This is a genomic window from Stenotrophomonas maltophilia, from assembly GCF_013464485.1.
GTDB classification, from domain to species: Bacteria; Pseudomonadota; Gammaproteobacteria; order Xanthomonadales; family Xanthomonadaceae; genus Stenotrophomonas; species Stenotrophomonas maltophilia_AW.
The window spans coordinates 1-25579 of record NZ_RAUX01000056.1 but is presented as its reverse complement, the minus strand read 5'-3'; the positions used below and the strand labels follow the sequence as shown (position 1 = coordinate 25579).

The following is a 25579-nucleotide window of genomic DNA, read 5'->3' as shown; positions in this document are numbered from 1 at the left end:
CTACCCGCCGCCTCAGGACAGTTTCCCGGCGCCCTCGCGCCGCGAAGTGATCATTGAAAATCAAATTCGAAAGCAAAGGCAGAAGCAGAGCTATGGGTATCGAACAACATCAGGTGAAGGCGGCGGAGCTGTTGCATGCGGCGGGCATCCTGCCGGTGGTGACGGTTCATACGCTGGACCAGGCGCGTGCGGTCAGTGCGGCGCTGTTGGAAGGTGGTCTGCCGGCCATCGAGCTGACGCTGCGGACGCCGGTGGCGATGGAAGCGCTGGCGATGCTCAAGCGCGAGCTGCCGGATGTGGTGGTGGGCGCGGGCACGGTGCTGACCGTGGAGCAGATGCAGCAGTCCATCGACGCGGGTGCGGATTTCCTGGTGACCCCGGGCACCCCGCCAGCGCTGGCTGATGCACTGACCGCTGCGCCGCTGCCGGTGGTGCCGGGTGCGGCCACGCCGACCGAGCTGCTGTCGCTGTACGCGCGTGGATTCCGCGTGTGCAAGCTGTTCCCGGCCACGGCTGTGGGCGGACTGGCGATGATCAAGGGCCTGGCCGGCCCGGTGGCGGACCTGAAGCTGTGCCCGACCGGTGGCATCACCGAAAACACCGCTGCCGAGTACCTCGAACAGAAGAACGTGGTCTGCATCGGTGGCTCTTGGATGGTGCCGGGCAACTGGATCGCCGACGGCGAATGGGACAAGGTGCGCGCAAGCGCCGCTGACGCCGCGAAGATCATCAAGCGCGTACGCGGCCACTGAGTCCAACGCAATTGCAGAGCCGAGCCCATGCTGGGCTCCACGCCAGCGGAATGGAAAGCAGCCGAGCATGGGCTCGGCTCTACGGAACCAGCATCCAGAGCGCGCGCAGCGCGCGACCCGCTCCCGCTCTTCCTTCTTCATTCCGCGGTGGCGGCGCACGGAAACTGTCCGTGGCCCTGCGGAGGGATTGCGCAGGGGCGTGAGCGCCATGGATGGCGCGACCGAGCCTCCAGGGATGGATTCACGGCGTCCCCTGCGCAATCCCTCCGCAGGGCCACCCTCCAGAATCCAACCGCACCACCACCGCGAGGGGCTCAGCCGTTGGCCGAAACCCTTACAGCGGCCGCGCCGGGTCCACCAGCCCGTACTGGCTCGCCATCCGCGCCAGCGCGATGTTGTCGTGGATCCCCATCTTCTCGAACAAACGTGCCTTGTGCGTATTGACCGTCTTCGCACTCAGGCTCAGGCGCCGCGCGATGTCTTCCTGGCGCAGGCCCTGGGTCAGCAGCAACGCCACTTCCAGCTCGCGCGGCGAAAGGCTGTCGAACGGCGAACCGTTGCCTTCCACCGTCGACAATGCCAGGTTCTGGGCGATGCTGGTGCCCAGGTAGCGCCGACCACCTGCCACATCACGCACCGCGCGCAACAGCTCCTGTGCATCGCAGCCCTTGCCGATGTAGCCGGCCGCGCCAGCTTCAAGCAGCCGCTTCGGCAGCGGGCCGTCTTCCAGTACCGACACGATCACAACACGGGTATTGCGATGGCTGCGGACGATGCGCTCGGTCACTTCCATGCCACTCACACCCGGCAGATGCAGGTCGCACAGCACCACGTCCGGCAGCAGCTGGCGGACCTCACGCAGCGCGTCCTCGCCCGTCTCGGCTTCGCCCACCACCTCGATGTCGGATTCCCCCGACAGAATCATCTTCATACCGGTGCGGACCAGCGCGTGGTCATCCACCAGGTAGACTCGAATCGTCATTCACGTACCTCTTCGAATGCGGCCATTGCAGGTCAAGCTAGGCAGGGTGCCGATACCCTGCAAGCGCGTCCGGAATGCGGCGCCGGCAATCTGCCTTGCGCATCACATAACCGTGCGTTGTGCTTGCCCCCTGTCTTGCAGAACCTGCTGCAACGAAACAACTGATCTATCACGTAGACGTCCCTCAAGGGCCATCCACGTCAAACCCCCTGTGTTGGTGCTTCGCTGGCCTTCGCTGGCGGCGGGCCGTGACGTCGCCAGGGGTGCCGGCGACTGAACATGACCAGATAGCACCCTACCACCCAAACCAGCGCGGCACACCATCCGGCCAGGATGTCGGAGGGGTAATGCACCCCCAGGTAGACCCGGGACACGCTGACCAGCAGGCTGAATGCCGGTGCCAGCAGCAGCACCGGCCAGCGCCAGCGGGTGTTCCAGGCCAGCAGCACCAGGGTCACCGCCAGGGTCATCGAACCCATGGCGTGCCCACTGGGGAAGCTGAACGTCGATTCCGGCGCGATCGACTCCCACAGGCTGGGGCGCTGGCGCTGGAAGAAGTGCTTGCTGCCCATGTTCAGCAGCGCCGATCCCACGAAACTGACTGCGACGAAGGTCGCCTCGCGCCAGCGCCGGTAGCCCAGCAGCACGCCGATGATCAGCACGTCGGCCGGGATCAGGAACCACTCGTAGCCCAGTTTCGAGATGAGCACGAAGAAGCGGTCCAGCCATGGCGAATGCAGGCCATGCATCTGCCACAGCAGGGGCGCATCGAAATGGAACGATTCAAACTCGTGCACCTCGTCCGCCAGGGCGACGAAGCCTGCCAACGGCAGCAGCACGCCACCGAACAACAGGACCAGGCGCCAGGCGTTGCGCGCCATCCAGTGGCGGAAACCGGAGGCGGACTCCGGTGCGGCGAGGATGGCAGGCTTATCCGGCGCTTCGGACATATTTGTGTTCGACGTAGTCGTCGATCAGGGCAACGAACTCCTGGGCGATGTTGTCGCCGCGCAGGGTCACCTTCTTCTCGCCATCGACGAACACCGGCGCAGCAGGCGTTTCACCCGTGCCCGGCAACGAGATGCCGATGTTGGCATGACGCGACTCGCCCGGCCCGTTGACGATGCAGCCCATCACCGCCAGGGTCATGTTTTCCGCACCCGGATGCTGGATCTTCCACAGCGGCATCTTCTCGCGCACGTGGTTCTGCACCACCTTGGCCAGTTCCTGGAAGAACTCGGAGGTGGTACGGCCGCAGCCCGGGCAGGCCGTGACCAGCGGCGTGAAGGCGCGCTGGCCGGTGGTCTGCAGCAGTTCCTGGGCGACGATCACTTCCTGTGTGCGCGACTGGCCCGGTTCCGGGGTCAGCGAAATGCGGATGGTGTCACCGATGCCTTCCTGCAGCAGCACGCTCAGCGCCGCGGACGATGCCACGATGCCCTTGCTGCCGATACCGGCCTCGGTCAGGCCCAGGTGCAGGGCGAAATCGGAGCGCTGGGCCAGGTCGCGGTACACCGCGATCAGCTCCTGCACGCCACTGACCTTGGCCGACAGCACGATGCGGTCGCGTGGCAGGCCCAGCTCCACCGCCTGCTCGGCCGAATCCAGCGCCGAGCGGATCAGCGCCTCGCGCAGCACGCGGCCGGCGTCCCAGGGCTGTTCACGCAGGTTGTTCTCGTCCATCAGCTTCGCCGCCAGTGCCTGGTCCAGCGAGCCCCAGTTGGCGCCGATGCGCACCGGCTTGTTGTAGCGGATCGCGAACTCGATCAGCTGCGCGAACTGCAGGTCCTTCTTCTTGCCGAAGCCGACGTTGCCGGGATTGATGCGGTACTTGGCCAGCGCTTCGGCACACGCCGGTTCGGCGGTCAGCAGCTGGTGGCCGTTGTAGTGGAAGTCACCGATCAGCGGCACGTCGATGCCCATCATCGCCAGCTTGTCGACGATGCGCGGAATCGCCGCGGCGGCTTCAACGGTATTGACGGTCAACCGCACCATCTCCGAACCGGCACGCCACAGATCGGCCACCTGCTTCACGCTGGAGGCAACGTCGGATGTGTCGGTGTTGGTCATCGACTGCACCACCACCGGCTTGCCACCACCAACGGTGACCCCGCCGATCTGGACGGCATGGGTCTGGCGGCGCGGCCAGGTAGTGGCATCGGAGGGGGGAGTCGGGCGGGTGACGGCGTCGTGCATGGGCGCATTCTACCGCCCGGCCCCGCATTCGGGGTGACTCGCATTCAGCCGGCGGCACGGCTGCGGCCTATTGTCGCAGGCACGCCTGCGCGTGAACGCATACGATGAGCGTGCATGACCGGTCCCGACGCCCCTTTTCTCCGAACCCTGTGCAGCCTGCGCTGGCTTGCCGTAGGCGGCCAGGCCGCCACCATCCTGGTCGCCACCTGGGTGTTGGGCCTGCCGTTGCCACAGCTGCCGCTGTGGGCCGGCGTGGCGGTGCTGACCCTGTTCAACGTCTATACCCAGCTGCGCCCGGAAGCAGCTGACACCGCACCACTGACCGCGTTCGGCCACATCCTGGTGGACGTGATCATCCTGACCTGGATGGTCGGCTGGAGCGGTGGCATGGCCAACCCGTTCAGCTCGCTGTTCCTGATCCTGATCGCACTGGCGGCGTTTGCCCTGCCCCTGCGCTGGGCGCTGGCGGTGGCGCTGGCCTGCCTGCTTGGCTACGCCAGCAGCGGCATCTTCGGCCAGTCCCTGCCGGACGGCTACTTCCGCGCGCAGGATCTCAACCGCTGGGGCGTGGTTGCCAACTTCCTGATTTCCGCGGCGGTGGTGCTGGCGTTCTCCACCCGGCTGGCGCTGGCGCTGCGCCAGCGCGAACTGGAACTGTCGGCGCTGCGCGAGCGCTTCGCCCGCAACGAGGGCATCGTTGCCCTGGCCACCCACGCCGCGTCGGTAGCGCATGAACTGAACACGCCGCTGGCGACCATGACCCTGCTCGCCGACGATGTGGCCGAGCGCAGCGAAGAGCCTGAAGTCCGCGAGGACATGGAAACCCTGCGCGAGCTGCTGGTGCAGTGCCGCGAGCGCGTGCTGGCGCTGGCTGCGCCAGCCTCGGCCGATGCACCGGGGCGCAGCCACTCCAGCGCGCAGCAGGTGCTGGAACAATGGCGCCTGGTGCGGCCGACCATCGATCTGCATCGCAACGACGATGCGCCGTTGCGGCTGCCGCTGGATCCCGGCGTGGGCCACCTGCTGATGGTCCTGCTCAACAATGCCGCCGATGCCGGCGAACAGGCCGGCCGGCCGCGTGTGGACCTGGACCTGCGTATCGAAGGCGACGACCTGATCGGCGAGGTGCGCGACTACGGTCACGGTTTCAACGCGCGCGCTGCGGTGCTGCCAGGCAAGCTGTTCGGCAGCAGCAAGAGTGAAGGCATGGGGGTCGGCCTGGCCCTGTCCCATGCCACCATCGAACGCCTCGACGGCGAGATGTGGATGCGCCCGGCCCAGGGGGCCGGCAGCTGCGTCGGCTTCCGCCTGCCGCTGGCCCCACGCGAGGAATCCCCATGAGCCTTCACCACTCCACCCTGGGCCTGCTGGTCGACGACGACGAGCTGTACCTGCGTACCCTGCAGCGCAGCCTGGCCCGCAAGGGGCTTGAAACGCAGACCGCGCAGGACGCCGCCAGTGCACTGGCACTGGCCCGCCAGCATCCGCCGGCGTTCGCGCTGATCGACCTGAAGCTGGGCAGCGATTCCGGCCTGGCCCTGATCCAACCGCTGCGCGCGCTGCGCGCTGACATGCGCATCCTGCTGGTGACCGGCTACGCCAGCATCGCCACCGCTGTGGAAGCGATCAAGCTCGGCGCCGACGACTACCTGCCGAAACCGGCCACGGTACCGATGATCCTGCGCGCCCTGGGCGAGGAAGACGACGGCCCGGCCGACGATGGCGAAATGGAAGTGCCCGATGCGATGACACCGATCAGCCGCCTGCAGTGGGAACACATCCAGCAGGCAATGCACGAGACCGGCGGCAATGTCTCTGCGGCAGCGCGCCTGCTCGGCATGCACCGGCGTTCGCTGCAGCGCAAGCTGGCCAAGCGGCCCAGCCCGGAGCGCGATCCGAGCCGGTGATCGCTGCCGCCCCCGCCGGCTCAGGCCTCGGCCAGTGCCGTCCTGTCCTGCACCGCGTTGGAACGCGGCGGCGCCATCGCATTGGCCCGCGCCGCCATGGTCTCCTGCAGCAGCGGCGAGGGCAGCACACAGGCCGGATGCATGCGCAGGAAGCCGTACACCGCGCCTGCCAGCCCGATCATCAAGCCCGGCGTAAAGGCCGCGCGGGTCAAGCCGCCGACCATGCCTTGGTGCTCTTCGATCGACGACACGATTTCGATGGCCGCTTCGTCTTCGGGATAAGGGCAGCCGACCGGATCCAGCGCAGCTGCCAGCACCAGCAGTTCCCGGCTGGAAACATCGCCGTGGCACAGGGTGTGGCTGAACCCCCATTTGCCACGCGTATCGGCAACGGCGCGGCGCATGTCACGCAGCTGCGCCGGATCGCCGGTACGGGCGTATAGATCTGCAGCAGCCAGACCGATGCCGACGCTGCCATGGCACCAGGTCGGGAAGTTCTTCTGCCCGTCCTGGAGATGGATGTCACGCCAGTGCCCGGTGTGCGGTTCGAACAGTGCTGCCTGGAACGCAAACGCATCCTCTGCCAGTTGTCGCCAGGCCATGCGCTCGGCCGCGCTGCCGGCCTCCGAGCGCGCCAGACGCGCCAATGCCCACCCCATGCCCATCGCGCCATGGCCAAAGCCACCGATCGGCTCCCTGAACTGTGGCGTTGGCCAGCGCGCCCCGCCAGCGTCGACAATCGCCGAATCCTGCATGCGGCGCCCTGCCGCAGCCGCCAGCTCCAGCCAGCGCGCATTGCCGGTGGCCTCGGCCAGCGCCAGCAACGGCAGGATCATGCCCGAGACGCCATCAATCAGTTCGAATTTCACCGGCCCCTGGAAGCCCCGGCGTTCCGCCGCTTCCGCACAGTGCTCGGCCAATGCCAGCAATGCCGGCCGCTGCAGCAGATCGTGCAACGCCAGCAGTGTCCATATCTGGGAACCTGTACCGACGAATCCGCCATCAATCTCGGCGGGATGCTGCTCGCACATGGTCTGGAACACCGCGATGGCGCCCTCGATGGCCGGATCCAGCCCCGCTACGGCATCGGCGCGCCCCTGCTCTACTTCGCGACGGTAGGCGGCCAGCGCGAAGGCAATGCCCCCCAGTCCGAAGTACAGGTCAGGCTGCACGGGCTGGACCGTCCACCCGGTACGGGTCACCTCGGGCGTGATCCAGGTCATCGAACCGTCTTCACCGTGCACGGCAAGCCGCAGAAGATTGTCCACCGCATGTGCCGCGAGCGTACGTCGGCGCGGGTCAAGATCCTCCGCGCGCGGTTGCCGCGCCGCGTAACTGTAGCCGGAGCGGGCCTCGGCACGTGCCAGCGCATGCTGGTTCAGGTCGGTGGCCACCAGCGTGCTGCGGATGGTCACGTCTTCCAGATCGATGCGCATTGCGCGCCAGTTGTCGGCGATGGAGCGGATGCGGGCCGCATCCAGCTGCGATGTGAAGATTGGAATATCCCCGTGGCGCAGGTCATCCACTTCGCCGCGCACGGTTTCCAGATCCGATGGCGCAGCCGGCGACACCGCCGCATTCCGCACCAGCAGATCGATCGCGCGTTCCACCGCCGGGGCTTCCTTGTGCAGCGACGCCGGATGCCAGAGCATCCGGCCGAGCTCGGCGTAGGCCATGGTGGGCCGCCGCACATCCCGCACCTGGCATCCTTCGAAGCCCGCCAGCAACTGCATCAGTTCCCCCCTGGCATCCAGCGCGCGCAGGCGCCCGCTGGCGTCGACGAAACCCTCGCTGATGTGGTCCCAGTACAACGAAACATCCGGCTGCGGGCTCGGATGGTTCTGTGCGACGGCGACCTCTGCCTCGACCAGGCCCAGCCGTGCCGGCGCCGTCCCGTCTTCGATGATCACCGGCACCTGCACGCGCGGCTGCTCGCCAGGCAGTGCGCCGGCTGCGGACAGGTCCACGCCTTCCATGCCGAGGCCGGTGGTGCGGAACGGCACGATACCGGTGCGCAGCACCGAATTGCGCATCAGCTTGACGGCCGTGTCGTAGGCATCGCCCAGACCTGATGGTTCGACGTCGATGACCTGCGAGAACACGCTTTCGGCGTCGACCACCACCGGCACCGGCCCGACCGCGATCAGGTTCTCCAGATGGATGTCGGTCCCGCCCACCAGGCGCAGGATGGCCAGCCAGTGACCGAGACCGCGGTAATAGGCCCGCAGCTCTTCGTCACCGGAACAATAACGGTGCTCGGCAAATGCGGCCCAGCCGTGGCTGCCACGATCCACCACACGCGGCACGCGTACCCGGCCAGGGCCCTCGCCGAAGACGGCGGCAAGCAGGCCATCAAGCGTGGCATCGATGCGCAGCGAGCGCGGCTTGTACATCAGCGTACCGCCGTCGAACTGCAACCGCGCCACGGTCCGGCCGCCACCGTGCAGGTCACCGCGCCCCAGCGACACGGCACGCAGCGATTCTGCCGGACTGCCGAGCAGGTCCGTCAGCAGCGCACGATCACGGCCGATGCGCGCGGCCAGCTCCACCACGGCCGCACATTGTCCTTCGAGCATGCGCGACAGCCGCGGCAGCAGCACCGGGTAGCGTCGCTGCAGATGCTCATGGAAGCCCTCGCCGATGGCGAGGGCTACGAATTCGTCCAGCGCACCGGCACTCTCAAGCGGGCCGATGTCACCACCGCGCGCGGCCGCATGCAGTTCCAGCAACAGTACGCGGTTGAGCTTGAGCTGGGCATGTTCACGAAGCGCCGCATCGCCCTGCTCATGCAGGAGTGCGCGCTCGTCCGGCCGCAGATCGATGGCGGGGTCGTGCAGGCCAGCCGCCAACGCGGCGCGCGCCTCGGCAAGAAAATGTTCGGTGATGCGCGCAAACGCGGCCGCAGCCGGAGAAGCGGTCATTACGCCCCCTGCAAAGTGTCCAGAGTCTGTTCCAGTCGCCGGCACGCMGCGCAHGCCGCTGCGTGCCGGCTCGGGCTACATCAACAGCACAGGCAGTGATTGACCACCGACATCGTGGTGGTGCACTCGGTACCGCCACCCGTGATCAGGGTGTCAGAGGCCGACGTGAGCGCGGACTCGGTGGCCCCAGCGCCATAGATGAACAGCGAACCCGCAGGATTGGCGCACCCATCCACATCGTCCGAGCCGTTGAGCCAGCCGGACACAACATCGTCATTCAGATCCATTCGCAATCTCCTGTCATTCACAACATGAGGCGTTGAGAACGTGGATCGATTCCACGTTCCTTCGGATACGGCCAGTCCCTGGCATCAACATCATGCTGCGAGCGATACTGGATGACAGGTACAGCCGCCCGTGCACAGTGCATCGGTACTTGAAGTGCAGTCAAGCTGCGCTGCGGCAGGCACGCGAAAGCGCTGCATGTGCAGCACAGAAGCGACACGGAACGAGTGGCCGCGCAGCCATTCACGCGCGACCGGATCGAAGGCAGCCGGAAAGACACGGGATGGCCGGCCGGCGCCGGCACATCCGCAGGCCGGGTCAGCCCTTCAGCTGCGCAAGAATCTCGCGGGTCATCGGATCGGCAACCGCCACATCCTCACCCTGAAGCGCCGGCAGCAGGCCACTGGCCAGCTGCTTGCCCAGCTCGACACCGAACTGGTCGAAGGCGTTGATGTTCCAGATCACCGACTGCACGTACACGGCGTGTTCGTACATGGCGATCAGTGCGCCCAACGCCTGCGGGGTCAGCGCGTCGAGCAGGATCAGCGTGCTCGGGCGGCCACCCGGGTAATCGCGGTGCGGATCGTCGCTGCTCTGTCCGTTGGCCAATGCCTCGGTCTGTGCCAGCAGGTTGGCCAGCAGCGCCTGGTGATTGATCGTGTACGGATCATCGTTGTGGACACAGCCGATGAAATCGGCCGGAACGATGCTGGTGCCCTGGTGCAGCGCCTGGAAGAAGCTGTGCTGCACGTCGGTACCCGCCCCGCCCCACCACACCGGCACGGTATCGGTGGTGACCGGCTGGCCGTCGCGCTGCACGCGCTTGCCCAGGCTTTCCATCACCAGCTGCTGCAGGTAGGCCGGCAGCAACGCCAGGCGCTGGTCGTAGGTCATCACCGCATGCGTGGCATGGCCCAGCAGATTGCGGTTCCAGATGTCGGTCAGGCCGTGCAGCACCGGCAGATTGCGCTCCAGCGGTGCATCCAGCACATGCGCATCCATCTGCGCCGCGCCTTCCAGCAACTGTTCAAAGCACTCGAAGCCGATCGCCAGCGCGATCGGGAAACCGACCGCCGACCACAGCGAATAACGACCACCCACCCAGTCCCACATCGGCAGCACACGATCGGCGGCGATGGCAAAGGCCTTGGCGGCACGTTCCGGATTGGCACTGACCGCATACAGGCGGTCGCTGCCGCCCAGCCAGTCGTGCAGGATCTGCCCGTTGAGCAGGGTTTCCTGGGTGCCGAAGGTCTTGGAAATGAGGATGCCGGCAGTCCTGGCCGGGTCCAGCGTGGCCAGTGTGCGCTGCATTGCGGCGCCGTCCACGTTCGACACGAAATGCACGCGCAGGCGCGCACCGCTGACCGGGCGCAGCGCGTCGGCGACCAGGCGCGGGCCAAGGTCGGAACCACCGATGCCGACACTGACCACATCGGTCACGCCGCTGTCTTCCAGCGCGCGCACCAGCACGCCCATGCGCTGGCGGATTTCGCGCGCGGTGGCATAGGCTTCGGCTGCAACCGGTGCATCGACCACGTCGCCGCGCAGTGCGGTGTGCAGTGCGGCGCGGCCTTCGGTCAGATTGACCTGCTCACCACGGAACAGGCGCGTGATGGCACCACCGACATCACGTTCGGCGGCCAATGCCAGCAGGGCCTGCAACGCCGCGGCATCGTATTTCTGCCGGGCGAAGTTGACGTACAACGGACCGACCCGCAGCGCCAGGTCCTGCACGCGGCCAGGTTCGGCGGCGAGGAGGCTGGGGATGCTTGCGCCCTTCAGGCGCTGGGCGTGGGAATGCAGCGAGTCGAATCCGTTGTTCGTTGTCATGCGGCCTGGGTCGGGATGGTGTCGTTGGTGTGGGTGATCTGGTTCTTGCCATCAACGTACACCAGCTTCGGCTTGAAGCTGTCGGCTTCCTGCTCGGTCATGCTGGCGAACGCGGCGATGATGATGATGTCACCGACCTGCACGTGGCGCGCAGCGCCACCGTTGAGCGAGACAACGCCGCTGCCGGCTTCGGCGCGGATGGCATAGGTCGAGAAGCGCGCACCATTGGTCACGTCCCAGATGTGCACCTGCTCGAACTCGCGGATGCCGGTGGCAGCCAGCAGGTTGTCATCGATGGCGATCGAGCCTTCGTAGTTCAGCTCGGAATGGGTGACGGTGGCGCGGTGGATCTTGGTCTTGAGCAGGGACAGGTGCATGGGGGCGCTGCAACGGCAAAGGAAAGAGCGGATTCTAGCACCCGCTTGGCCATCGTCAGGGGGCTGCGGCAGGACGCTGAAGGCCGTTCAGGTGCCCTCGCCCGGCGGCGCTGCCGGAACGCGGCTGGAGCCATCCTCCAGCGAGAGGCGGAACACCGTATGGAAGGCCAGCCCGGCGACCAGACCGAAGCCACCCGCGGCCAGCACCTGCAGGGCGTAGCCGATCACGTCGAAGGTGTCGATATAGCGCAGGCGGTGCAGCAGAGGGCCCTGGGTTTCACCCGGCCAGGCGCAGGTGGCCATCGCCAGCGCTCCCAGCCCAAATCCGACCAGCAGGAAACGGACCCGGCGCAGGCGTCGCTGAGACTGCTGGATCAACGCCATCGGCAGCAGCACGGCAATCGCGTTGCAGGCCGCCAGCACGAACATCAGCCCCCCACCGGTGAGCGCAGGTACCGGCGTGCGCGTGAACTCGAGTGCGAACAACAGACCGCCGAACAGTTGCGCTGGCAGCATGCCGGCCGCCAGAACGGCCAGGATCGAGGCCTGGACAAGACCGCCGGTATCAGTGCTGGGGGTCTTCACTTCCCGTCTCCCGTCCTTGGAAAGTGGAGAGGCGCCGTTTGCGGGCGCCCCGGAGCCGCATGCGGCTCAGAACTCCAGGTTGTCGATCAGACGCGTCGTGCCCAGTCGTGCGGCGATCAGCGCCACGCGGCCACCACCGTCGAAGGTCGGTTCGGCCAGCTCAGGGGTGCGCAGCACCGCGTAGTCGACCTGGAAACCGGCCGCCTGCAGTGCGGCCGTGGCGTCGGCCTCGATCTGCGCCCGCGTGTACCCGGCAACGTAGCCTTCGCGCATGCCCAGCAGCGTGCGGTGGATGGTCGTCGCGACCGGGCGCTGTTCGGCGCTGAGGTACTGGTTGCGCGAACTCTTGGCCAGGCCGTCCTCGTCGCGCACGATCTCGGCGCCGACGATCTGGATCGGGAACGACAGTTCGGCCACCATCTGCCGGATCACCGCCAACTGCTGGTAGTCCTTGCGGCCGAACACGGCCACATCCGGCTGCACCTGCAGGAACAGGCGCGCCACCACCGTGCAAACGCCATCGAAATGGCCCGGGCGGCTGGCGCCTTCAAGCACTTCACTGACACCCGGCGCGTGCATCTGCGTGGTCCTGTCCACACCCAGCGGGTACATGGCCTCGACGCTGGGCAGCCACACCGCGTCGCAGCCGACCTGCTCCAGCCCGGCCACGTCGGCCTCGGGCGTGCGCGGGTAGCGGCTGAAGTCTTCGTTCGGCCCGAACTGGGTCGGATTGACGAAGATGCTCGCCACCACCTTGTCGGCGTACTGGCGGGCCAGGCTCACCAGCGAATGGTGGCCACCATGCAGGTTGCCCATGGTCGGCACCAGCGCCACGCGCAGGCCTTCGCGCTTCCACTGGGCGATCTGCTCGCGCAATGCGCCGAGCTCGTTGAAGGTCTGGATCATTGGGCGTAGGCGTGCTGTTCGTCAGGGAAGCTGCCGTCGCGCACGGCGTCGGCATAGGCGCGGGTGGCACCGGCCACCGAGCCGCCTTCGGCAAGGAAATCCTTGACGAACTTGGGACGGCGATGGCCACTGTCCAGGCCGAGGAAATCGTGCAGCACCAGCACCTGGCCATCGCACTGCGGGCCGGCACCGATGCCGATGGTTGGTACATCCACCGCCGCGGTCACTTCCGCGGCGACCGGGGTCGGCACGCATTCGAGCACCATGATGCTGGCGCCCGCGGCGGCCACGGCCCTGGCATCTTCCACCAGCTGGCGCGCGGCATCGCCACGGCCCTGGATCTTGAAGCCGCCCAGGCGCAGCACCGACTGCGGGGTCAGGCCCAGGTGCGCACAGACCGGAATCTCGCGCTCGACCAGGTAGCGGATGATGTCGACCTTGAAGCCCGCGCCTTCGATCTTGACCATCTCGGCACCGGCCTGCAGCAGCTGCAGCGAGGCATCCAGCGCGCGTTCCGGGGTGGCATCGGCACCGAACGGCAGGTCGGCCACCAGCAGCGCACGCTGCAGCACGCGGGACACCGCACGGGTGTGGTAGACCATGTCGGCCACGGTCACCGGCAGAGTCGAATCATGGCCCTGTACGACCATGCCCAGCGAATCGCCAATCAGGATCAGGTCGACGCCATTGGCATCGAAGGTGCGGGCGAAGCCAGCGTCGTAGGCGGTCAACATGACCAGCTTCTGGCCATTGCGCTTGGCCTCGGCCAGGGCGGGAACGGTCCAGGGCTTGCTGTCTGCGTGGGTGCTCATGTGCTGATAACCGGGGGAGATAACCCGGCCATTATCACCCTATCGGCGCGATCCCGCAGGCATCCACCCGCATCACTGCATCCCGCACGCGGCCATGGCCGGGAATAGCCAGATCCGGCGCGATTTCGGCCAGCGGCACCAGGACGAAAGCACGCTCATGCATGTAGGGGTGCGGCACCTGCAGGCCGGGCTGATCGAGCACCTGCGCGCCATACAGCAGCAGGTCCAGGTCCAGCGCGCGCGGCCCCCAGTGCACCGCCGCGTCACGCACGCGACCAAAGCGCTGCTCGAGCGCCAGCATCGCCTGCAGCAGCTCGTTGGCCGGCAGAGAGGTTTCGACCGCGGCCACCGCGTTGACGAACGGTGGCTGGTCTTCATTGCCCCAGGCCGGCGTTGCGTACAGGCGCGAGGCCTGGAGCACACGGGTCCCGGGCAGGCCGTCCAGCGCGGCAATCGCCGCGCCGACGGTCGTGGCCGCGTCGCCGAGGTTGGCGCCGAGGCCGATCCACGCAGGCGTCATGGCTTATTCGCCCGCTGCACCGGCCGAGGCACCCGGACGGCGGCGGCGACGGCGCCGCTTGCGCGGTGCTCCGCTCTCGTCATCGCCCTCTTCGCTGTGCATCGCATCCAGCGACGATTCCAGCTCGCGGCCGGACTGGGCCTGTGCCTCACGCCAGAATTCAACATCGGCGGCGTGCTCTGCCGAAGCCACCTGGCGCAGGCTGAGGAAGTCGAACGCGGCGCGGAAGCGCGGGTGGGTGAGCGTACGGAATACGCGCTTGCGCTGGCGCGAGCCGAAGCGCGACTGCAGCAGCCAGATTTCCTGCATCGGCAGCGAGAAGCGGCGCGGCAGTGCGATGGTGCTCAGCTGCTGCACCGTCACACGGTCGGCAGCACGGCGCTGTGCCTCCTCCGGTGCCACGCCCTGCTTGAGCAGGGTTGCCTGCGCGCGGCAGAACGCCGGCCACAGCAGCAGCGCGAACAGGAACGACGGCGAGACCGGCTCGTCGTTGGCCACACGTGCATCAGTGTTGGCCAGTCCCTCGACCAGCATGCGACGCAGCGCGCCGGTGCGGTTGGACTTCAACGCCTTGGCGCTTTCCGGGAACAGCACGTCGAGCAGGCCGTAGCGTTCCAGGCCTTCGAAGCTGGCCACGCCGTGCCCGGACAGGAACAGCTTCAGCACTTCCTCGAACAGGCGTGCCGGCGCGGCTTCGTTGAGCAGGCCGGCCAGATGCGGGATCGGCGAGGCGGTGCCCTCTTCGATCTGGAAGCCGAGCTTGGCCGCCAGGCGCACGGCGCGCAGCATGCGTACCGGGTCTTCCTGGTAGCGCTGTACCGGGTCGCCGATGAGTTTCATCAGGCGCGCCTGCACGTCTTCGAAGCCGCCGGTGTAGTCACGCACCGAGAAGTCCTCGATGGCGTAATACAGGGCGTTGCAGGTGAAGTCGCGGCGGACTGCGTCGTCTTCGATGGTGCCGTACACGTTGTCGCGCACGAGCATGCCGTTTTCCATCTCGCGGTCGCCGCTGCCGTCATCGCTGTTGGCACGGAAGGTGGCGACTTCGATGATCTCGCGGCCGAACACAACGTGGGCGAGGCGGAAGCGGCGGCCGATCAGGCGGCAGTTGCGGAACAGCTGCTTGACCTGTTCGGGCGTGGCGTCGGTGGCCACGTCGAAATCCTTGGGTTGGCCATTGACCAGCAGGTCGCGCACCGCGCCGCCGACAAGGTAGGCGCCGAAGCCGGCATCGCGCAGGCGATAAAGCACGCGCAGGGCGTTCGGGCTGATGTCCTTGCGGGAGATCGTGTGCTGGTCGCGCGGGATGACGCGCAGGCTGAACGGTGATGTAGCAGGGGAAATGATGTTGGCGCTTCCGGTTGAAGTTTCGGGATTGCCCAATGGCATCGAGGTGCATATACTAGCGCTCCTGCCTCGGCAGCGACACAGTTACGCTCCCTTCGTCTAGTGGTTAGGACGTGGCCCTCTCAAGGCTAAAACAGGGGTTCGAGTCCCCTAGGGAGCGCCAGTCGCCGCAGCAGGAACCGAAAAAGCCCGCCTCGTGCGGGCTTTTCTGTTTTCCGGGGCTTGCAATGGCATCGATCGGCTTGGTCGCTTTGGCGCCTGCCTGTCCCTGCGCGGGAGGGGGCGGGTCACCCTTGCCTGGACACGCAAAAGCCCATCCATGGTGCTCGATGGCGCCATCCATGCCGCCAACGGTCCAGTCAAGGGTGACCCGCCCCCTCCTGACAGTTTCCCGCGACGGCGGTCGCAACCACCCAGACGACGCGCTTCGGAAAATCCGCCGGAACCGCAATGCCTGACGCGAAGGCGGGGCAGCTCAAGCCGGGACCGTTGGCGCCATGGATGGCGCCATCGAGCCCCCATGGAAGGGTTTACGGCGTGTCCCGGATTGGGCTGCCCCGCCTTCGCCCTCGATGCCACTGAGGCGCCAACGGAACACAACCGAAGCCAGTCGCCGTCAGCCTTCCATCTGCTCCAGCTCCTTGCCCTTGGTCTCGCGCACGTAGCGGACCACGAAGAAGATCGAGAGGATGGCCGCCACCGTATAGATGCCGTAGGCGCCGGCCAGGCCGATGCCGGCCAGCAGCATCGGGAAGGTCACGGTGATCGCGAAGTTCGAGGTCCATTGCGCGGCGCCAGCCACCGCCAGCGCCGGGCCGCGGATCTGGTTGGGGAACATCTCGCCCAGCATCACCCACATCACCGGGCCCCAGGACATGTTGAAGAACACCACGTAGACATTGGCCGCGACCAGCGCCAGCCGCCCCATGCCATCGGACAGCTGCAGGCGACCGTCGGCCAGGCTGCCGCTGGCGAAGGCCACCACCATCAGCACCAGCGCCACCGACATACCGACCGAGCCGACCCACAACAGAGGCCTGCGGCCGATGCGGTCGATCAGCACCACTGTCAGCAGGCAGGCACCAATGCTCAGTGCGCCGGACAGCACGTTGATCAGCAGCGCATCGCCTTCAGAGAATCCAACGGCCTGCCACAGCACCGCACCGTAGTAGAACACCACGTTGATGCCCACCAGCTGCTGGAACATCGCCAGGCCGATGCCCACCCACAGGATCGGGCGCAGCTTGCCGGTGGCCTTGTCGCGCAGATCGGCAAAGCGCGGCTTGTGCTGGTCCTGGGCCAGGCTGGCTTCGATCTCGGCCTGCTTGGTGGTAGCTGCCGCTTCACCGTACAAGCGCGAAAGCACCGCCCTCGCCTGCGCCTGCCGGCCTTTCAGCACCAGGAACCGCGGGCTTTCCGGAATCACCAGCAACAGCACCAGGAACAATGCGGACGGCACTGCCTGCATCCAGAACATCCAGCGCCAGGCCTCATGACCCAACCACAAGGGCTCGGTTGACGCGCCGGCGGCACGCGCCAGAAGGTAGTTGCTGAGGAAGGCAGCGAACAGGCCACAGATGATGGCCATCTGCTGCACCGTGGCCAACCGCCCCCGATAGCGTGCCGAGGCGACTTCGGCGATGTAGGCCGGCGACATCACACTGGCCGCACCCACCGCAAATCCTCCCAGCACCCGGGCCGCGATGAACAACCAGGAGGCATGGGCGGCCCCGGCGCCCAGCGCCGAGACCAGGAACAACAGCGCCGACACGATCAGCACGCCACGACGGCCCAGCCGGTCACCCAGCCAGCCCGCGAGGAACGCGCCGATCGCACAGCCCAGCAGCATCGAGGCGACTTCGAATCCCAGTGCCGCCTCGCTGGAGTTGAACGCCTGGCGCAGGCCGTCGACCGTGCCATTGATGACACCGCTATCGAAGCCGAACAGGAATCCACCGAGGGTGGCCACACAGCTGATCAGGACGATGAAGGCAGTGTTCTCTCCGCCATGGGAGGCGGTGCCGGGCTGGGCTTGGGACATGGACGATCCTGCTGGGAAGGGAGTGCGGCCACCTGCGGCGACCGGGCGCCCGAAGCGTCGCACAGGCCCCGCCCTGCCGCCAACGGGGGCGCAGCCGAGCCTGCCAGACGCCCGTTTTCCGCCCCGCGCCGACACCGGGGGCCAACCTGTTCTAGAATTGGCGGGTTCAGGAATCGATCCACCCCCAGCCCATGCCCTTTGTCGTTACCGAAAACTGCATCAAGTGCAAACACACCGATTGCGTGGAAGTGTGTCCCGTGGATTGCTTCCACGAAGGCCCCAACTTCCTGGTGATCGACCCGGATGAGTGCATCGACTGCACCCTCTGCGAGCCGGAGTGCCCGGTCAACGCGATCTTCCCGGAGGACGATGTCCCGGCCGGCCAGGAAGCTTTTGTCGCGCTCAACGCCGAGCTGTCGCGCGAGTGGCCGGTGCTGACCGTGCGCAAGGATCCGCCCGCCGATGCCGGCGAGTGGGATGGCAAGCCGGACAAGCTGAAGCTGCTGGAGCGCTGAGAAGCGCCTGCTGCCGGAAATGGAAAAGGGCGCCGTCGGCGCCCTTTTCATTTCCGGCAGGTGCCAACCTCGTCGGTTGGCACACCCACGCCATCTGGTAGGTGCCAACCTTGGTTGGCACACAAGCGCCGACCAAGGTCGGCCTCTACCAGAGCGGGTGCGGACCAAGGCCCACCCCCAGCCGGCTGGCTCTTACTGTGCCAGCTTCGCCTTCAGCGCGGCGATCAGCTTCACCGGCGCTTCGGCGGTGGCCGGCAGGCCACGCGGGTCAACCGCGGAGATGTAGGCACCAGCATCGACGGCGACCACGCGGACCAGGAAGTTGCTGCCTTCGTAGGCCACGTCGTACGAGCCCAGCAGCTGCGCACGGCTGGCGATGGTCACGCCCTCCACGCCTTCCAGCGCGGTGCCGACCTTGGCGAAGGCTTCATCCTTGCCACCGGCGATGGTGAAACCGGTGTTGCCGACGGCCGGGGCCGCAGCTGCCGGGGCCGCCGGCTTGATCGCCGAAGCCAGCGTGGGCACCTTGTTGTCACCGGTGGTAGCCGGCACGTTCAGGTCCGGCGGTACTTCCAGCGGACGCATTTCCGGGGCCAGGGCGTAGTCGCCCTTGACGCCGCGCTTGAAGCAGCCGGTGGTGCCGGCAGCAACGGCCACCGCAAGCAGGGCGTAGGACAGCACGCGGACGGTGGAAACGGATTGACGCATGTGAATCTCCTGGGTCAGACCAAGACGAAAGGTCAGTGGCTGGAAAGGGCTTCGAGGGCGGCGATGTCGCCGGCAAGATGATCGGCAGCCGCATGGTGCGGCGCCGACAGCGGCAGCAGCGGCAGGCGCAGGTCGTGGCCGATGCCGATACGGCGCAGCAGCGCCTTGACCGGAATCGGGTTCGGCTCGACACCGCAGAAGTCATGGAACGGCTGCAGGCGCGCGTCCCAGGACCCGGTGGCTTCATGGTCGTGGGCGGCGGCCAGCTCGCACATCCGGCGGTAGGCGCCCGGAAGCACGTTGGAACCGACCGAGATCAAGCCATCGACGCCGGCCTGGATCGACCGCGCTGCTGTGCCGTCGTCGCCGCTGAGCACGGCGAACTTCGGGCTGCGCAGGGCCAGCAGCGCCTGCACCCGGCCGGTGTCGCCCACCGCCTCCTTGATGCCGACGATGTTGGGATGGCTGGCCAGTTCGGCCACGGTCTCCGGCTGCATGTCGCAACCGGTACGGCCGGGCACGTTGTACAGCACGACCGGCAACCCACCCTGGTCGGCCACCGCGCGGTAGTGCGCGATCAGGCCTGCCTGGGTCGGACGCACGTACGGCGGGGTGACCACCAGCGCGTGGCTGGCACCGAGTGCAGCGGCGCGGCGGGTCTGTTCGATGGTCTTGACGGTGCCCGACAGGCCGGTACCGGCGATGACCGGGATACGGCCGCCGATGCGCTCGACCGCGCTGGCCAGCAGCAGGTCGTACTCGGCATCGGTGAGCGTTGCCGCTTCGCCGGTCGAGCCGGCAACGACAACGCCATGGACGCGACCTTCCAGTTGCAGGTGCAGCAGGCGCTGCCAACCGTCGGGATCGAGGGCACCGTCGGCCCGGAACGGGGTCGCCAGCGCGGTGATGAGGCCGGAAAGGGACAAGGACGTGCTGCTCTTGGCTGGAAAGGGAAAACGCCCGCCACGAGAGGCCGGGGGTGACCTGAATGTTACTTGCGGCGCGAAAGCACGGGCAAGTATGCTGGACACCGGTGGATCCCCGCCTCTGGCGGGCATTCAGACTAACGCATGCATTACCCGGAATCGCCTTGACCGACACCCCCCCGCGCCCCGCGCCGAGCGAAAACCACCTCCTGATCAACGCCTACACGACGCATCCGGAGTCCCCCCTGCTGTCCGTCACCCGCCGCATTGCCGACAGTGGCTGCAATCTGGTGGACGCACGCCTGGCCACGGTCGGCCGCGATGTTTCGGTTACCGCCCTGGCCACTGGCTCGTGGGACTCGGTGGCCAAGCTGGAAGCGATGCTGACCCGGCTCGAGCGCGAGGAAGGCCTGAAGCTGGTCTGGTACCGCACCGCCGCCAAGCAGGCGCAGTCCAACCTGCTGCCGTACATCGTCGAGGTGATCGCCGCCGACAAGCCGGGCATCCTGTTCCAGCTGGCCGATTTCTTCGACCGCCAGGGCATCACCATCGAGAACCTGCAGAGCACGCGCTACCGCGCCATGCAGACCGGTGCGGAAATGTTCAGCGCGCAGGTCACCATCGGCGTGCCGGCCAACATGCACATTGCCGCGCTGCGCGACGATTTCCTTGAGTTCTGCGACCACCTGAACCTGGACGCGATCATGGATCCGATGAAGTTCTGAATGAATTCCTGATTTTTTCGCGCGTCTCTCACAGGCGCGTGGCGTTTCATGCAATTGTCGTAGAAAGAACCCAGGCTCGACAGAAGGACCTCATGAACAACGGCGATACCCTGGACAGCACCACCCTCTCCCTGCCGCTGGCGCTGTCCGGTGGCGAACAGGCCACTCTCGGCGACTACGCCGGCCACTGGCTGGTGCTGTACTTCTATCCCAAGGACAGCACCCCCGGCTGCACCACCGAAGGCATCGACTTCAACGCACTGCTGCCGAAGTTCAGGAAGGCCGGTGCGGTCGTGCTCGGCGTCTCGCGCGACTCGGTGAAGTCGCACGACAACTTCTGTGCCAAGCAGGGCTTCAGCTTCCCGCTGGTCAGTGATGGCGACGAAGCGCTGTGCACCGCCTTCGACGTGATCAAGATGAAGAACATGTACGGCAAGCAGGTACGTGGCATCGAGCGCAGCACCTTCCTGATTTCCCCCGACAGCCGCATCGTGCAGTCCTGGCGCAAGGTCAAGGTTGCCGGCCATGCCGATGCTGTTCTCGCCGAACTGAAGGCCTCCCAGTCCAAGTGAGTCCCACTGCCTACTGTGTCTGCCATCACCCTGCCCCGCAGCAGGCCGTGGTGGTTTTCCCCTGTCCGTAACCAGGAATCGACGATGACCCGAGGCAAGCGCATCTACGTGCTGGATACCAACGTGCTGATGCACGATCCCACCGCGCTGTTCAAATTCGAGGAGCACGACGTCTACCTGCCCATGCAGGTGATCGAGGAGCTGGACAACGGCAAGAAGGGCACCTCCGAAGCGAGCCGCAACGCCCGCCAGGTGAGCCGCTTCCTCAACGAACTGGTGCAGGCGTCGGGCCTGGACAACCTGGCTGACGGCATTCCGCTGCAGCGGCCCAATGGCCTGCAGCTGCGCGGCAAGCAGAGCGCGGGCAAGCTGCGCTTCCAGACCAGCCATTTCGATGCCGGCAAGAGCTTCGGCAAGGTCATTCCGGACAACGCCATCCTCGGCGCGATCCTGGCCCTGAAGGAAGAAACTCCGGACCTGCCGGTGGTGTTCGTATCCAAGGACATCAACCTGCGGATCAAGGCCGCCATCGCCGGCATCGTATCCGAGGACTACGAGAACGACCGCGCGCTGGACGATTTCAGCCTGCTCTACACCGGCGCCACCGAGCTGCCGGAAGACTTCTGGAAGCGCCACGGCGACGACCTGCGCAGCTGGAGCGACAAGGGTCGCACCCATTACGAAATCCAGGCGCAGGACGGCGAGGAGTGGTACCCGAACCAGTACGTCTACCTGCCCGGCGAAGATGAAGTCGAGCTGCGGGTCAGCCGCGTGGTCGGCGATGGCAAGGTGGTGCTGTCGCTGGTCGATGATTTCCGCCATGGCAGCCACGCCGTGTGGGGCATCAGCGCGCGCAACCGCGAGCAGAATTTCGCACTGAACGCGTTGATGGACCCGGAGATCGATTTCGTCACCCTGCTGGGCACCGCCGGTACCGGCAAGACGCTGCTGGCACTGGCCGCCGGCCTGGCGCAGACGATGGACCAGCAGCGCTACCGCGAGATCATCATGACCCGCGCCACGGTCAGCGTTGGCGAGGACATCGGCTTCCTGCCCGGCACCGAGGAAGAGAAGATGACGCCGTGGATGGGCGCGCTGACCGACAACCTGGAAGTGCTCACGCACAACCAGGAAGGCGGCACCTGGGGCCGCCAGGCCACCAACGACCTGCTCGCCAGCCGCATCAAGATCCGTTCGATGAACTTCATGCGCGGCCGCACCTTCCTGTCGCGCTACCTGATCCTGGACGAGGCGCAGAACCTCACCCCGAAGCAGATGAAAACGCTGATCACCCGTGCCGGCCCCGGCACCAAGATCGTCTGTCTGGGCAACGTCGAACAGATCGACACTCCGTACCTGACCGAAACCACGTCGGGCCTGACCTACGCGGTGGATCGCTTCAAGAACTGGCCGCATAGTGCACACATCACCCTGCGCCGTGGCGAGCGTTCGCGCCTGGCCGATTACGCTTCGGAGGTGTTGTGAACCGCTGCACCCGCCTGCTGCTGCCCACGGCTGCGATCACCCTCGCAGCCGTACTCGGCGCCTGCACGACTACGCGCGGCCCGGCCAGCGTGCCGACCACCGAACGTACCGGCCAGTCATGGGTGGTCACCCGCCCGATCATCGCCGCGCAGGTACTCGACACCTGCTCGCGACCCAGCCCCGGCCGCGAGGCCGGGCGGGTGTCGGGTTACTGGGCACCCAGCCGGCAGCAGGTCGACCAGCTGGAAGCGCAGCTGTCATCGCTTGAAGCGCAGGTACCGAAGGTGCTGGACTTCGACCGCCAGTATGTCGGCATCGAAAGTGCCGGCAAGCGGCTGATCTACATCAACGCCTTCCACCTGCCCGACGACAGCGGTATCAATCCGGCTCGGGAAGCGATCCGCGCCTGTGACGGTGGCGCACAGTTCTGGGGTGCGGTGTTCGATCCGGCCAGCAGCACCTTCAGCGAGCTGCAGTTCAACGGCGGCTTCGGCGGGCCCTGAGGGGCCCTGCCGATGGGAATACGCCTGCCCACCTGGGTCTGGATCGGCGCGGTCGCGCTGTCGTGCGTGGCCGGCATGGTCAACGTGGTCGGCTTCCTCGGCTTCGAGCACCAGGCGGTCAGCCACATGACCGGCAGCACCAGCCAGCTCGGCATGGCGCTGGCCCAAGGTGACTGGCGCGCAGTCGGGCACCTGTGGGGACTGCTGATCGCGTTCTCGCTTGGCGCGATGCTCAGCGGCCTGTTGATCCAGGACAGCGCCCTGCAACTGGGGCGCCGTTATGGCGTGGCACTGGCGCTGGAATCGGCGCTGCTGCTGATCGCCATTCCGCTGTTCGAACAGCACCAGATCTGGGGCGCGCTGGCCGCCGCCATGGCCTGCGGCCTGCAGAACGCGATGGCCACCACCTTCAGTGGCGCGGTGGTGCGCACTACCCACCTCAGCGGCATGTTCACGGACCTGGGTATCGGCCTCGGGCACCTGCTGCGTGGGCTGCCACTGCAGGTACGTCGCCTGACGCTCAGCGGCCTGATCATCAGCGGCTTCCTCGCCGGCGGCATCATCGGCGCCTGGCTGTTCGTGCGCTGGCAGTACGACGCCCTGCTCGCCCCTGCCCTGCTGACCGGCCTGACCGGGCTGGGCTATGTGCTGTACCAGCAGTGGGCACGCTGGCGGCATTGAGGTGAAGCGCATCCATGCATGGCGTGGATCTACCTTCCCCTGCGGGACCACGGCACAATCGCCTGATGAGCCCGACCACTCCCGTTTCCGCCCTCACCATCGCCGGCTCCGACTCCGGCGGCGGCGCTGGCGTCCCCGCCGACCTCAAGGCCTTCGCCGCGCACCGCGTGCATGGCCTGGCCGTGTTCGCCGCACTGACCGCACAGAACACCCGTGGCGTCACCGCCGTGCACGTTCCACCGATCGCCTTCCTGCAGGCACAGATCGAAGCCTGCTTCGATGACTTCGACATCCATGCCGTGAAACTCGGCATGCTGGCCAACGCCGAAGTGATCCATGCCGTCGCCGATGCACTCGAAAGGCATCGCCCGCCGCACGTGGTGCTGGACCCGGTGATGGTCGCCACCAGCGGCGCACGCCTGTTGGAAGAGAGTGCGCTCAAGGCCATGCGTGAACGCCTGCTGCCGCTGGCGACACTGGTTACACCGAATACGCCGGAAGCAGAGCTCCTGATCGGCCGGAAGATCGGCAACGGCGATGACGCCGAACAGGCTGCCTCCACCCTGCTCGACTTCGGTGCCGGCGCCGTGCTGCTGAAGGGCGGGCACCTGCAGGAGGGCAATCGTGTGATCGATCGTTACTTCGACGGTGTCAGCAGCGAAGAATTCATCCACGCGCGCCTGCCACTGGATGCGCACGGTACCGGCTGCACGTTGGCTTCGGCCATTGCTGCGCAGCTGTGCAATGGCCTGAGCCTGGCCAATGCCTGCGAAGCCGGCATCGACTACGTCGCACGTGGGCTGCAGCAAGGCTATGCGCCAGGCCGCAGCGAGGTGCTGGTGCTCGACCACTTCGGCGCCGCACCGCACGCATGAACCAGACGCCGCGCATCCTCGCCGTGCAGTGCGAAGACGGCCATCGCTACGAAGTGATCGCCTGCGTGCCCGTACAGCCCATCGCGCGCCTGCTGTGGCTGCCCGCGCTGGGCGTGGCTGCCCGTCACTACCTGCCGCTGGCACAGGCGCTGGCAGCGAAGGGCGTGGCGGTCTACCTGCATGAGTGGCGCGGCAACGGCAGCAGTTCGCTGCGGCCATCGCGCACGCAGGACTGGGGCTATCGGGAAGTACTGGAACAGGATCTGCCGACCAGCCAGGCGGCCCTTGTCGCAGCGGACGAGGAAGCCGGCGCCCTGCCCTGGATCATCGGCGGCCACAGCCTTGGCGGGCAGCTGGCCTGCGTGCATGCCGGCCGCAATCCGCAGCACTTCAACCGGCTGTGGCTGGCGGCCAGCGGCTCACCGTTCTGGCGCGGGTTCCCGCCACCGCGGGGCTGGCTGCTGCCACTGGTCTACCGCTTCCTGCCGTGGATCGCGCAGCGCCAAGGTGTACTGCATGGCCGTCGCCTCGGCTTTGGTGGCACCGAAGCACGCGGGCTGATTGCCGACTGGGCGCGCGTGGGCCTGAACAACCACTATGCCGCCGTGGGCATGAACGAAGATCTGGATGCGCAGATGGCGCGCGTGCACGGCAGCGCACAGACGGTGCTGATGGAGAACGACTGGCTGGCACCGACCGGATCGATGCAGACGCTGCTGGCGAAGTTGCCGAATGTCGCTGCACAGCTGCACGTGCTCTCCGCGCAGGAACTGGGCACGCGCGCCGATCATTTCGCGTGGCTGAAGGCCCCGGAGGCCGTAGCGGAGCGCTTTTTCATTCAGTTGAGTGAAAATTTTCACAAAACTGTTGACGGTCCGCGCCGACATCCGCATAATTCCGCTCCTGTCGCAGGGCGCCCGTAGCTCAGTTGGATAGAGTACCTGGCTACGAACCAGGCGGTCGGGAGTTCGAATCTCTCCGGGCGCACCACTCGACAGGTTTCCAGCATCCGCCGCTGGAAATGTTTTAAAATTTGATTGTGTACCGCGCGCCCGTAGCTCAGTTGGATAGAGTACCTGGCTACGAACCAGGCGGTCGGGAGTTCGAATCTCTCCGGGCGCACCA

Annotated in this window: 26 protein-coding genes and 3 tRNA genes; 14 read left to right on the top strand and 15 right to left on the bottom strand. The window is 66.6% G+C overall.

All coding sequences use genetic code 11. The features are described from left to right. The first annotated feature begins 92 nt into the window (after positions 1-92). Positions 93-752 (top strand): bifunctional 4-hydroxy-2-oxoglutarate aldolase/2-dehydro-3-deoxy-phosphogluconate aldolase, encoded by a 660-nt coding sequence (locus D7Y61_RS20715; RefSeq protein ID WP_180869018.1) that lies wholly within the window; start codon positions 93-95, stop codon positions 750-752. A 334-nt stretch (positions 753-1086) separates the two neighbouring features. Here the strand turns inward: D7Y61_RS20715 and D7Y61_RS20710 are convergent, their stop codons facing one another. The 3 genes from D7Y61_RS20710 to ispG all read right to left on the bottom strand — a co-directional run bounded on the left by D7Y61_RS20710 (position 1087) and on the right by ispG (position 3930). Beyond that, a complete protein-coding gene (locus D7Y61_RS20710; protein ID WP_180869016.1) occupies positions 1087-1734 on the bottom strand; it encodes a response regulator in 648 nt (215 codons plus the stop codon). A 200-nt stretch (positions 1735-1934) separates the two neighbouring features. Continuing rightward, on the bottom strand, positions 1935-2684 hold the full coding sequence (locus D7Y61_RS20705) for a phosphatase PAP2 family protein (RefSeq protein WP_180869014.1): 750 nt from the start codon (positions 2682-2684) through the stop codon (positions 1935-1937). Then, the gene (ispG, locus tag D7Y61_RS20700) at positions 2665-3930 is read right to left on the bottom strand and encodes a flavodoxin-dependent (E)-4-hydroxy-3-methylbut-2-enyl-diphosphate synthase (protein ID WP_180869012.1); all 1266 of its coding nucleotides are present in this window, start codon (positions 3928-3930) and stop codon (positions 2665-2667) included. The genes D7Y61_RS20705 and ispG overlap by 20 nt, the downstream gene beginning before the upstream one ends. Positions 3931-4044: 114 nt before the next feature. On the opposite strand from ispG, the gene D7Y61_RS20695 reads away from it, so the two are divergent. Both D7Y61_RS20695 and D7Y61_RS20690 read left to right on the top strand, forming a co-directional pair. Continuing rightward, a complete protein-coding gene (locus D7Y61_RS20695; protein ID WP_180869010.1) occupies positions 4045-5271 on the top strand; it encodes an ATP-binding protein in 1227 nt (408 codons plus the stop codon). Beyond that, positions 5268-5837, top strand: a complete 570-nt coding sequence (locus tag D7Y61_RS20690; RefSeq protein ID WP_012510702.1) for a response regulator transcription factor — start codon at positions 5268-5270, stop codon at positions 5835-5837. Before D7Y61_RS20695 ends, D7Y61_RS20690 begins: the two co-directional genes overlap by 4 nt. A gap of 20 nt (positions 5838-5857) precedes the next feature. Here D7Y61_RS20690 and D7Y61_RS20685 read toward each other — a convergent pair whose 3' ends face one another. The 9 genes from D7Y61_RS20685 to pcnB form a co-directional block, all read right to left on the bottom strand. Further along, positions 5858-8758 (bottom strand): type 2 lanthipeptide synthetase LanM family protein, encoded by a 2901-nt coding sequence (locus D7Y61_RS20685; protein WP_180869008.1) that lies wholly within the window; start codon positions 8756-8758, stop codon positions 5858-5860. Between the two features lie 80 nt (positions 8759-8838). Further along, positions 8839-9045: a DUF6229 family protein gene (locus tag D7Y61_RS20680; protein WP_049400943.1), complete on the bottom strand. Its 207-nt coding sequence runs from the start codon at positions 9043-9045 to the stop codon at positions 8839-8841. Between the two features lie 316 nt (positions 9046-9361). Beyond that, on the bottom strand, positions 9362-10876 hold the full coding sequence (pgi, locus tag D7Y61_RS20675; RefSeq protein WP_180869006.1) for a glucose-6-phosphate isomerase: 1515 nt from the start codon (positions 10874-10876) through the stop codon (positions 9362-9364). Continuing rightward, positions 10873-11253 carry an aspartate 1-decarboxylase gene (panD, locus tag D7Y61_RS20670; protein WP_005409061.1) on the bottom strand — a complete coding sequence of 127 codons (381 nt, stop codon included), beginning with the start codon at positions 11251-11253 and terminating at the stop codon, positions 10873-10875. The genes pgi and panD overlap by 4 nt, the downstream gene beginning before the upstream one ends. A gap of 87 nt (positions 11254-11340) precedes the next feature. After that, a complete protein-coding gene (locus D7Y61_RS20665; protein ID WP_180869004.1) occupies positions 11341-11838 on the bottom strand; it encodes a hypothetical protein in 498 nt (165 codons plus the stop codon). Positions 11839-11904: 66 nt separating this feature from the next. Further along, positions 11905-12744 carry a pantoate--beta-alanine ligase gene (gene panC / locus D7Y61_RS20660; protein ID WP_180869003.1) on the bottom strand — a complete coding sequence of 280 codons (840 nt, stop codon included), beginning with the start codon at positions 12742-12744 and terminating at the stop codon, positions 11905-11907. Next, a complete protein-coding gene (gene panB / locus D7Y61_RS20655) occupies positions 12741-13556 on the bottom strand; it encodes a 3-methyl-2-oxobutanoate hydroxymethyltransferase (protein WP_180869001.1) in 816 nt (271 codons plus the stop codon). The genes panC and panB overlap by 4 nt, the downstream gene beginning before the upstream one ends. 34 nt (positions 13557-13590) lie before the next feature. Continuing rightward, entirely contained in the window at positions 13591-14076 is a 486-nt protein-coding gene (folK, locus tag D7Y61_RS20650) for a 2-amino-4-hydroxy-6-hydroxymethyldihydropteridine diphosphokinase (protein WP_180869000.1), read from the bottom strand. Between the two features lie 3 nt (positions 14077-14079). Next, positions 14080-15459: a polynucleotide adenylyltransferase PcnB gene (gene pcnB / locus D7Y61_RS20645; RefSeq protein ID WP_430543720.1), complete on the bottom strand. Its 1380-nt coding sequence runs from the start codon at positions 15457-15459 to the stop codon at positions 14080-14082. A gap of 52 nt (positions 15460-15511) precedes the next feature. Between pcnB and D7Y61_RS20640 the strand changes: the two genes are divergently transcribed. Continuing rightward, positions 15512-15586: transfer RNA gene (locus tag D7Y61_RS20640), tRNA-Glu, on the top strand. 453 nt (positions 15587-16039) lie between these two features. Here the strand turns inward: D7Y61_RS20640 and D7Y61_RS20635 are convergent. Continuing rightward, positions 16040-17464, bottom strand: coding sequence for a sugar porter family MFS transporter (locus D7Y61_RS20635; RefSeq protein WP_180868998.1), 1425 nt, complete (start codon positions 17462-17464; stop codon positions 16040-16042). Between the two features lie 191 nt (positions 17465-17655). On the opposite strand from D7Y61_RS20635, the gene fdxA reads away from it, so the two are divergent. Next, positions 17656-17979, top strand: coding sequence for a ferredoxin FdxA (fdxA, locus tag D7Y61_RS20630; RefSeq protein WP_180868997.1), 324 nt, complete (start codon positions 17656-17658; stop codon positions 17977-17979). Positions 17980-18171: 192 nt separating this feature from the next. On the opposite strand, the gene D7Y61_RS20625 is transcribed toward fdxA, so the two are convergent. Both D7Y61_RS20625 and dapA read right to left on the bottom strand, forming a co-directional pair. Continuing rightward, a complete protein-coding gene (locus D7Y61_RS20625; RefSeq protein WP_180868996.1) occupies positions 18172-18687 on the bottom strand; it encodes a hypothetical protein in 516 nt (171 codons plus the stop codon). A gap of 32 nt (positions 18688-18719) precedes the next feature. After that, positions 18720-19613 carry a 4-hydroxy-tetrahydrodipicolinate synthase gene (gene dapA / locus D7Y61_RS20620; RefSeq protein WP_180868995.1) on the bottom strand — a complete coding sequence of 298 codons (894 nt, stop codon included), beginning with the start codon at positions 19611-19613 and terminating at the stop codon, positions 18720-18722. Positions 19614-19777: 164 nt separating this feature from the next. Here dapA and D7Y61_RS20615 point away from each other — a divergent pair, with 164 nt between their 5' ends. The 9 genes from D7Y61_RS20615 to D7Y61_RS20575 all read left to right on the top strand — a co-directional run bounded on the left by D7Y61_RS20615 (position 19778) and on the right by D7Y61_RS20575 (position 25579). Then, positions 19778-20338 carry a glycine cleavage system protein R gene (locus D7Y61_RS20615; RefSeq protein WP_180868993.1) on the top strand — a complete coding sequence of 187 codons (561 nt, stop codon included), beginning with the start codon at positions 19778-19780 and terminating at the stop codon, positions 20336-20338. 92 nt (positions 20339-20430) lie between these two features. Beyond that, positions 20431-20910, top strand: coding sequence for a peroxiredoxin (locus D7Y61_RS20610; protein ID WP_180868991.1), 480 nt, complete (start codon positions 20431-20433; stop codon positions 20908-20910). 84 nt (positions 20911-20994) lie between these two features. Beyond that, complete coding sequence (locus tag D7Y61_RS20605) at positions 20995-22395, top strand: PhoH family protein (RefSeq protein WP_014646742.1); 1401 nt, start codon at positions 20995-20997, stop codon at positions 22393-22395. Next, positions 22392-22898 (top strand): hypothetical protein, encoded by a 507-nt coding sequence (locus D7Y61_RS20600; RefSeq protein ID WP_180868990.1) that lies wholly within the window; start codon positions 22392-22394, stop codon positions 22896-22898. The genes D7Y61_RS20605 and D7Y61_RS20600 overlap by 4 nt, the downstream gene beginning before the upstream one ends. Before the next feature lie 12 nt (positions 22899-22910). After that, entirely contained in the window at positions 22911-23579 is a 669-nt protein-coding gene (locus D7Y61_RS20595; RefSeq protein WP_049410361.1) for a YoaK family protein, read from the top strand. Positions 23580-23644: 65 nt separating this feature from the next. Next, a complete protein-coding gene (gene thiD, locus D7Y61_RS20590; RefSeq protein WP_180868988.1) occupies positions 23645-24454 on the top strand; it encodes a bifunctional hydroxymethylpyrimidine kinase/phosphomethylpyrimidine kinase in 810 nt (269 codons plus the stop codon). Further along, on the top strand, positions 24451-25377 hold the full coding sequence (locus D7Y61_RS20585; RefSeq protein ID WP_180868986.1) for an alpha/beta hydrolase family protein: 927 nt from the start codon (positions 24451-24453) through the stop codon (positions 25375-25377). The genes thiD and D7Y61_RS20585 overlap by 4 nt, the downstream gene beginning before the upstream one ends. Beyond that, positions 25368-25444: transfer RNA gene (locus D7Y61_RS20580), tRNA-Arg, on the top strand. Before D7Y61_RS20585 ends, D7Y61_RS20580 begins: the two co-directional genes overlap by 10 nt. Before the next feature lie 58 nt (positions 25445-25502). Further along, positions 25503-25579, top strand: a tRNA-Arg gene (locus D7Y61_RS20575).

What these genes read in the sequence shown, in the direction of transcription:
- D7Y61_RS20715 (WP_180869018.1), top strand. Translation starts at nt 93, where the DNA reads ATGGGTATCGAACAACATCAGGTGAAGGCGGCGGAGCTGTTGCATGCG.
- D7Y61_RS20710 (WP_180869016.1), bottom strand. Translation starts at nt 1,734, where the DNA reads ATGACGATTCGAGTCTACCTGGTGGATGACCACGCGCTGGTCCGCACC.
- D7Y61_RS20705 (WP_180869014.1), bottom strand. Translation starts at nt 2,684, where the DNA reads ATGTCCGAAGCGCCGGATAAGCCTGCCATCCTCGCCGCACCGGAGTCC.
- ispG (WP_180869012.1), bottom strand. Translation starts at nt 3,930, where the DNA reads ATGCACGACGCCGTCACCCGCCCGACTCCCCCCTCCGATGCCACTACC.
- D7Y61_RS20695 (WP_180869010.1), top strand. Translation starts at nt 4,045, where the DNA reads ATGACCGGTCCCGACGCCCCTTTTCTCCGAACCCTGTGCAGCCTGCGC.
- D7Y61_RS20690 (WP_012510702.1), top strand. Translation starts at nt 5,268, where the DNA reads ATGAGCCTTCACCACTCCACCCTGGGCCTGCTGGTCGACGACGACGAG.
- D7Y61_RS20685 (WP_180869008.1), bottom strand. Translation starts at nt 8,758, where the DNA reads ATGACCGCTTCTCCGGCTGCGGCCGCGTTTGCGCGCATCACCGAACAT.
- D7Y61_RS20680 (WP_049400943.1), bottom strand. Translation starts at nt 9,045, where the DNA reads ATGGATCTGAATGACGATGTTGTGTCCGGCTGGCTCAACGGCTCGGAC.
- pgi (WP_180869006.1), bottom strand. Translation starts at nt 10,876, where the DNA reads ATGACAACGAACAACGGATTCGACTCGCTGCATTCCCACGCCCAGCGC.
- panD (WP_005409061.1), bottom strand. Translation starts at nt 11,253, where the DNA reads ATGCACCTGTCCCTGCTCAAGACCAAGATCCACCGCGCCACCGTCACC.
- panC (WP_180869003.1), bottom strand. Translation starts at nt 12,744, where the DNA reads ATGATCCAGACCTTCAACGAGCTCGGCGCATTGCGCGAGCAGATCGCC.
- panB (WP_180869001.1), bottom strand. Translation starts at nt 13,556, where the DNA reads ATGAGCACCCACGCAGACAGCAAGCCCTGGACCGTTCCCGCCCTGGCC.
- folK (WP_180869000.1), bottom strand. Translation starts at nt 14,076, where the DNA reads ATGACGCCTGCGTGGATCGGCCTCGGCGCCAACCTCGGCGACGCGGCC.
- D7Y61_RS20635 (WP_180868998.1), bottom strand. Translation starts at nt 17,464, where the DNA reads ATGTCCCAAGCCCAGCCCGGCACCGCCTCCCATGGCGGAGAGAACACT.
- fdxA (WP_180868997.1), top strand. Translation starts at nt 17,656, where the DNA reads ATGCCCTTTGTCGTTACCGAAAACTGCATCAAGTGCAAACACACCGAT.
- D7Y61_RS20625 (WP_180868996.1), bottom strand. Translation starts at nt 18,687, where the DNA reads ATGCGTCAATCCGTTTCCACCGTCCGCGTGCTGTCCTACGCCCTGCTT.
- D7Y61_RS20610 (WP_180868991.1), top strand. Translation starts at nt 20,431, where the DNA reads ATGAACAACGGCGATACCCTGGACAGCACCACCCTCTCCCTGCCGCTG.
- D7Y61_RS20605 (WP_014646742.1), top strand. Translation starts at nt 20,995, where the DNA reads ATGACCCGAGGCAAGCGCATCTACGTGCTGGATACCAACGTGCTGATG.
- D7Y61_RS20595 (WP_049410361.1), top strand. Translation starts at nt 22,911, where the DNA reads ATGGGAATACGCCTGCCCACCTGGGTCTGGATCGGCGCGGTCGCGCTG.
- thiD (WP_180868988.1), top strand. Translation starts at nt 23,645, where the DNA reads ATGAGCCCGACCACTCCCGTTTCCGCCCTCACCATCGCCGGCTCCGAC.
- D7Y61_RS20585 (WP_180868986.1), top strand. Translation starts at nt 24,451, where the DNA reads ATGAACCAGACGCCGCGCATCCTCGCCGTGCAGTGCGAAGACGGCCAT.